Origin of the sequence: Actinomadura sp. 7K534, assembly GCF_004348575.1 — a bacterium.
GTDB lineage: Bacteria > Actinomycetota > Actinomycetes > Streptosporangiales > Streptosporangiaceae > Spirillospora > Spirillospora livida.
The window spans coordinates 1-5,634 of the sequence record NZ_SMKB01000348.1 but is presented as its reverse complement, the minus strand read 5'-3'; the positions used below and the strand labels follow the sequence as shown (position 1 = coordinate 5,634).

At 73.1% G+C, this 5,634-nt stretch carries 6 protein-coding genes; 4 read left to right on the top strand and 2 right to left on the bottom strand.

All coding sequences use genetic code 11. The annotated features are described in order from the left end of the window. Window positions 1-143: 143 nt before the first annotated feature. From E1266_RS35050 to E1266_RS35040, 3 genes are all read left to right on the top strand, one after another. Window positions 144-1,091 carry an ATP-binding protein gene (locus E1266_RS35050; RefSeq protein WP_132054547.1) on the top strand — a complete coding sequence of 316 codons (948 nt, stop codon included), beginning with the start codon at window positions 144-146 and terminating at the stop codon, window positions 1,089-1,091. 45 nt (window positions 1,092-1,136) lie between these two features. Continuing rightward, window positions 1,137-2,165 carry a hypothetical protein gene (locus E1266_RS35045; RefSeq protein WP_132054545.1) on the top strand — a complete coding sequence of 343 codons (1,029 nt, stop codon included), beginning with the start codon at window positions 1,137-1,139 and terminating at the stop codon, window positions 2,163-2,165. Window positions 2,166-2,228: 63 nt separating this feature from the next. Continuing rightward, the gene (locus tag E1266_RS35040) at window positions 2,229-2,696 is read left to right on the top strand and encodes a ribose-5-phosphate isomerase (RefSeq protein WP_132054543.1); all 468 of its coding nucleotides are present in this window, start codon (window positions 2,229-2,231) and stop codon (window positions 2,694-2,696) included. 18 nt (window positions 2,697-2,714) lie between these two features. On the opposite strand, the gene E1266_RS35035 is transcribed toward E1266_RS35040, so the two are convergent. Beyond that, the gene (locus E1266_RS35035; protein ID WP_132054541.1) at window positions 2,715-2,936 is read right to left on the bottom strand and encodes a hypothetical protein; all 222 of its coding nucleotides are present in this window, start codon (window positions 2,934-2,936) and stop codon (window positions 2,715-2,717) included. Between the two features lie 124 nt (window positions 2,937-3,060). Here E1266_RS35035 and E1266_RS35030 point away from each other — a divergent pair, with 124 nt between their 5' ends. Then, the gene (locus E1266_RS35030) at window positions 3,061-4,179 is read left to right on the top strand and encodes a PP2C family protein-serine/threonine phosphatase (protein WP_132054539.1); all 1,119 of its coding nucleotides are present in this window, start codon (window positions 3,061-3,063) and stop codon (window positions 4,177-4,179) included. 1 nt (window position 4,180) lies between these two features. Here E1266_RS35030 and E1266_RS35025 read toward each other — a convergent pair whose 3' ends face one another. After that, window positions 4,181-5,248, bottom strand: coding sequence for a serine/threonine-protein kinase (locus E1266_RS35025; RefSeq protein WP_132054537.1), 1,068 nt, complete (start codon window positions 5,246-5,248; stop codon window positions 4,181-4,183). Window positions 5,249-5,634: the final 386 nt, after the last annotated feature.

The following is a 5,634-nucleotide window of genomic DNA, read 5'->3' as shown; positions in this document are numbered from 1 at the left end:
GACCTCGCCCGTTCATCCGGCCCGCCGGCCGGTGCGCCGATCCGGGCGGTTCCCGGCCGTTCCGCTTGCCTCCTCCCTCACCCTCCGCCAGACTCGGTTTTCTGACACTGGTAACGGTTTTCATATCCGAAAAGAGGGATATTGTGAAGGTTGCATTCGTCGGCAAGGGCGGCAGCGGCAAGACCACCCTGTCGTCGCTGTTCGTCCGGCACCTCGCCGCGCGCGGGCTCCCGGTGGTCGCCATCGACGCCGACATCAACCAGCATCTCGGCGTCGCGCTCGGCCTCGACGAGGGCCTCGCCGCCAAGATCCCCGCGCTGGGCGACCGGCTCCCCGAGATCAAGGAGCACCTGCGCGGCGACAACCCGCGCATCTCCGCCGGCTCCGCCATGGTCAAGACCACCCCGCCCGGCCGGGGCTCCCGGCTGCTGCGGTTCCGCGGCGACGACCCGTTCCACGAGGCCGGGCAGGAGGTGCACGGCGTCACGCTCCTCGCCACCGGGCCGTTCAACGACGACGACCTCGGCGTGTCCTGCTACCACTCGAAGACCGGCGCCGTGGAGCTCTACCTCAACCACCTCGTGGACGGGCCCGGCGAGTACGTCGTCGTCGACATGACCGCGGGGGCCGACACGTTCGCTTCCGGGCTGTTCACGCGGTTCGACCTGATGTTCCTGGTCGCGGAGCCGACCCGGAAGGGCGTCGGCGTCTACCGGCAGTACACCGAGTACGCCCGCGACTACGACGTCGCCATCCGCGTCGTCGGCAACAAGGTGCAGTCCGAGGACGACGTCGCCTACCTGCGGGAGCACGTCGGAAACGACCTGCTGACCTGGATCGGCCAGTCCGCCGCCGTCCGGGCGCTGGAGCAGGGCCGGGCGGACGCCGCGCTGGAGGACGGGAACGTCGCCGCCCTCGACCGGATGCGCGCCGAGGTCGACGCGTGCGTCAAGGACTGGGACCGGTTCCAGCGGCAGGCCGTCGAGTTCCACGTCAAGAATGCGCGGCGCTGGGCGAACGCCGCGACGGGACAGGACCTGGAAGAGCAGATCGACCACGGATTCCGCTTTCCCGCCGCCTACCCCGGGTAGCGCCGGGCCTACCGGCAGGGTCCGTCGGCCACTAATCTGCCCGCCATGACGATGCGGCGGATGGTGGCCATGGCGGGCGGCGCGGTGGCGCCCATCGCCCTTCTGGCGTTGCTCTTCAACAACCAGTGGGTGGTCGAGGCGGTCCGGGAGGGGATCGACGTCAGCAGCGGGATGGGCCCCTTGGTGGGGACGTTCCAGTACCCGCACTGGATGCTGACGCCCCGCGGGAACATGGACATCTGGTTCGCCGTGAACCTGCAGTTCCTGCTGTTCCTCGTCGTGCTGGCGCTGCTCGTGTTCGCCGCCGCGAGGACGATCGACCCGGGGCGGGGCCCGCTCGGCTCGGTCATCGCCGGGTGGTGGGCGACCACCGTCGCGGGCGGGGTGTCCGGTTTGATCGGCGGGGGCCTGCTGGTGTGGGCGCTGGACGTCCCCAGCACCGCCGGGTCCTTCGCGAGCCGCACCATCTGGAACCACATCGGCAACGGCGCGTCGTTCGGGCTGCTGTTCGGCTGGATCGCAGGGCTCGGCGCGCTCGCGGCCTTCGTGTTCATCCGGCCGCGCGGCCAGGCGCAGCAGCCCGCCTACGGCGGGCAGCCCTACGGACAGCAGCCGTACGGCGGGCAGCAACAGCCGTACGCGCAGCAGCCCTACGCGCAGCAGCCGCAGGGCGCGCAGATGCCGCAGCCGGGGATGCCGCAGTCCGGGATGCCGCAGCAGCCGCATCCGTCGGCGGTGCCGTACGTCCCGCCGCAGGGCCGGCCCCATCAGCCGCAGCAGCAGGCGCAGTGGGGGGCTCCGGCCGTCCCGCAGCAGCCGGGGGCGCCGCAGCAGTTCGGCGCGCCGCCCGTCCCGCAGCAGCAGCCCGCCCAGGAGCCCGCGCAGCCCGCCCAGGAGCCGGCGCAGCCCGCGCCGGAGGCGGCGCAGCCGCCCGGGGCCGAGCGCGCCGACGCCGCCGACCAGGAGAAGGAGGCGCCCGGAGCGGCGGCGGAAGCGCCCGCGGACGACCCGGAGGACGACGACCTGAACCTCCCCGACCGGACGATCGTCGACCGGAAACGCGACGACGGCTGAGCGGGGGCCCGTGACACCGACCCCCGCGCGCACCGCCCGCCGGGGGCTGCGAGAATCGGCCCCATGCGCGTGTTTCTCGGATGCGACCATGCCGGCTTCGAGCTGAAGGAGCACCTGCTCTCCTGGCTGAAGGAGAACGGGCACGAGGCCGTCGACTGCGGCGCGTTCGAGTACGACGCCGCGGACGACTACCCGCCGTTCGTCCTGCGGGCCGCCGAGCGGACCGCCGCGGAGCCGGGCTCCCTCGGCGTGGTGGTCGGCGGGTCCGGCAACGGCGAGGCGATCGCCGCCAACAAGGTCAAGGGCGTGCGGGCCGCGCTCGTCTGGAGCGAGGACACCGCCACGCTCGCCCGCGAGCACAACGACGCGAACGTCATCAGCCTCGGCGCCCGGCAGCACGACCTGGACACCGCCACCCGCTTCGTGGAGCTGTTCCTCGGGACCGCGTACTCCGGCGAGCCGCGGCACACCCGGCGCATCGAGATGCTCGGCGACTACGAGCGCACCGGCGAACTCCCGCCCCTTCCCTAGCCGCTGGGGCCCCGGCCGCTAGAGGCCGTTCGCGGGGGGTTTGCGGGCGCCGCGCTTGCCCTGGCGGCGCCGCTCGTTCTTCGCGGCCTTCGTGCGCCGGGGCGCCTCGGCGGCCTTGGCGGAATTGCCGCGGGTGCCCGGATCACCGGCCGCCGGCTCCGCGCCGTCGGGCCCCTCCCGCGAGACGTCCCGCGCCCGCATCGCCGCGTCGACCGTGATCCGCATGCCCGGCTGTCCCATGTGCCGCCCCTTTCCCGTACCACGTACCCCTACCCGGAGAAAACGTAGCTGGACCGTTGCAAATGGTCACCGGTGGTGTGGATACCGGCGCGGCGGCGGGTTTGCTCGGTACAGTGCCGGAGTCATGCTTCAACGACTGGTGCACGTCCTTCCGCCGAGAGTGCGTGCCGCGCTGCGCCGGATCCCGGTCCTCGTGGCGCTGTACCGGTGGCTGCGGCGCGGGAGGCTGACCAGGGAGCGGCACGTCTTCGCGGCCCTCGCGATCCTCTCGATCTGCATCGGGATCGCGACGGCGAACGACACCCGGGGCATCGCGCCGTCGGGGCTCCAGGTGCTGATCGTGCTCGGCGGCGGGCTGCTGCTGAAGGTCCGCAGCCTGGTCGCGCTGCTCGTCGTCGTGGCGGGGGTGAGCGCCTACAACGCCTGGCTGGACGTCCCCGGCATCGGCATCGGGATGGCCGCCACGCTGACGATCACCGCGGTGCTCGCCCTCACCCTCGCCCGGACGCGCCAGAAACTCGGCGTGCAGGGCCTGCGCGGCGACTCGATGCTGCTGGAGCTGCGCGACCGGCTGAAGCGCCAGGGGGAGATGCCCGAACTGCCGGACGGCTGGGACTCCCAGGTCGTGCTGCTGCAGGCCGGCGGGTCCTCGTTCGGCGGCGACTTCGTGGTGTCGGCCTCCGACGGCGACACGCTGGAGGTCGCGCTGGTCGACGTCTCCGGGAAGGGCACCGACGCGGGGACCCGCGCGCTGATGCTGTCGGGCGCCTTCGGGGGACTTCTTGGATCGGTCCAGCCCGACCGCTTCCTGCCCGCCTGCAACGACTACCTCCACCGCCAGCGGTGGGACGAGGGCTTCGTCACGGCCGTGCACGTCGTCGTCGACCTGAAGACGGGCGAGTACACCGTCGAGTCGGCGGGCCATCCGCCGGCCGTCCAGTTCGACGCGGGCACCGGCGCCTGGCGCGTCGGCACAGCCAAGGGCGTCGTGCTGGGCGTCGTGCCCGATCTGCGGTGCGTCCCCGAACACGGGATGCTGCGGCCCGGCGACGCGCTGCTCCTCTACACCGACGGCCTGGTCGAGTCCCCGGGCAGCGACCTGGACGCCGGCATCGACCGCCTGCTGGGGGAGGCGGAGCGGCTCGTCCCGCAGGGATTCGGCAGCGGCGCGAAGGAACTCGTGGAGACGATGGCGGCGGCCCGCGACGACGACTGCGCCCTCGTCCTGATCTGGCGCACCTGACCTACGGCTGCGGCTCGGTCCTGCCGTGCGCCAGGCCGACGATGATGGCGCCGACCAGGACGGTGCCGGCCGCCGCGCCCACACCCGCCAGCAACCGGTTTCGCGTGGACGTCGCCGTGCCCTCCACATCGAGCGGCGTGTACGCCCTGGTGGCGGTGTCCCGCCGGCCGTCGAGCGCGGCAGGGCGCGGCGGGGCCGGCGCGGGCGTCCGCGCCGGCGGCGCCGAGATCGCCCGCCAGCGGTCGCCGGCGTCCGGCTCCTGCTGCTCCACGAGGGTGAGCAGCAGCTCGGACGCGGTGGGGCGCTCGGCCGGGTTCTTCGCCAGCGCCGATCGCACGGCCGGGACCAGCGACTCCGGCAGGCCCGACAGGTCGGGATCGTCGACGGCGGTGCAGAGGGTGGCCGGGTCGCCGCCGATCGGCATCCGCCCCGTCCCCGCGTGGGCGATGAGGCACCCCCACGCGAAGACGTCCGCCGCGGGCGTCGCGGGACCGCCGATGAGCACCTCGGGCGCCATCCAGCCGGGCGTGCCGAGGACCTGCCCGGACGTGGCGGCCGCGGTGCGGGAGTCCTGGCTGTGCGCGATGCCGAAGTCGATGACGCGGCACCCCGACAGGGTCAGCATCACGTTGGCCGGCTTGATGTCGCGGTGCACGAGCCCCGCCGCGTGGATCGCCGCGAGCGCCGACGCGACCCCCACGGCGACGCCGTGCAGGTCGGCGGCCGGCAGCGGCCCGTCGCCGACGAGCCTGCTGTGCAGCGACACGCCGCCCACGTACTCGGTGACGAGGTAGGGGCGGCCGTCCTCCTCGCCGTGCGCGAGGACCCGCGCGGTGCAGAAGGAGGCGACGCGGCTCGCGAGGTACGCCTCGTCCTTGAACCGCCGCCGGTAGGAGGGGTCGCCCGCCAGATGCGGATGGATGGTCTTCACCGCGACGCGCCCGCCCGAGTCGGGATCGGCGCCGAGGTAGACCAGCCCCATGCCGCCGGACCCGAGGCGGCCCAGCAGCGGATGCCCGGCGACCTCCCGGGGGTCGGCGGGTTCCAGTGGCCTGATGTGTCCGTTCATGGGGTCTTCCGGCTCCCTTGTCTCTCTCCTGTCCGCCTATCCCCGATCGGTGGCGAATTATGGGGGCGTTCTTCCGGGAGGTGCGGAAACGTGATCGTCACGTCGATGTAGCGTCCCGTGAACCGGGGGCGTGCAGAGTGAGAAGCGGTTCGGCAATCGGCCCGGTCCCCGTCGGATTTCCTCCTCGGCGCGCGGGTGGGCGGGCGGTTGCCAGCACCGGAGGAGATGCCCGCGTGGCCGGAGCCCCAGGGGTGGGAGGTGCCGTTCACGCGGGTGTCCGTCCGGTGCGGACGATGTTTCGCAGGGCTTTCGTCCGGCAACATCCAATTCTGCGTTCACCCCCCAGGCGTCGGGACGGCACGGCGGTGCCGCGTGCGGGCCGGAAA

Coding starts and splice junctions, on each gene's coding strand:
- E1266_RS35045 (WP_132054545.1), top strand. CDS start 1,137: ATGACGATGCGGCGGATGGTGGCCATGGCGGGCGGCGCGGTGGCGCCC.
- E1266_RS35040 (WP_132054543.1), top strand. CDS start 2,229: ATGCGCGTGTTTCTCGGATGCGACCATGCCGGCTTCGAGCTGAAGGAG.
- E1266_RS35035 (WP_132054541.1), bottom strand. CDS start 2,936: ATGGGACAGCCGGGCATGCGGATCACGGTCGACGCGGCGATGCGGGCG.
- E1266_RS35030 (WP_132054539.1), top strand. CDS start 3,061: ATGCTTCAACGACTGGTGCACGTCCTTCCGCCGAGAGTGCGTGCCGCG.
- E1266_RS35025 (WP_132054537.1), bottom strand. CDS start 5,248: ATGAACGGACACATCAGGCCACTGGAACCCGCCGACCCCCGGGAGGTC.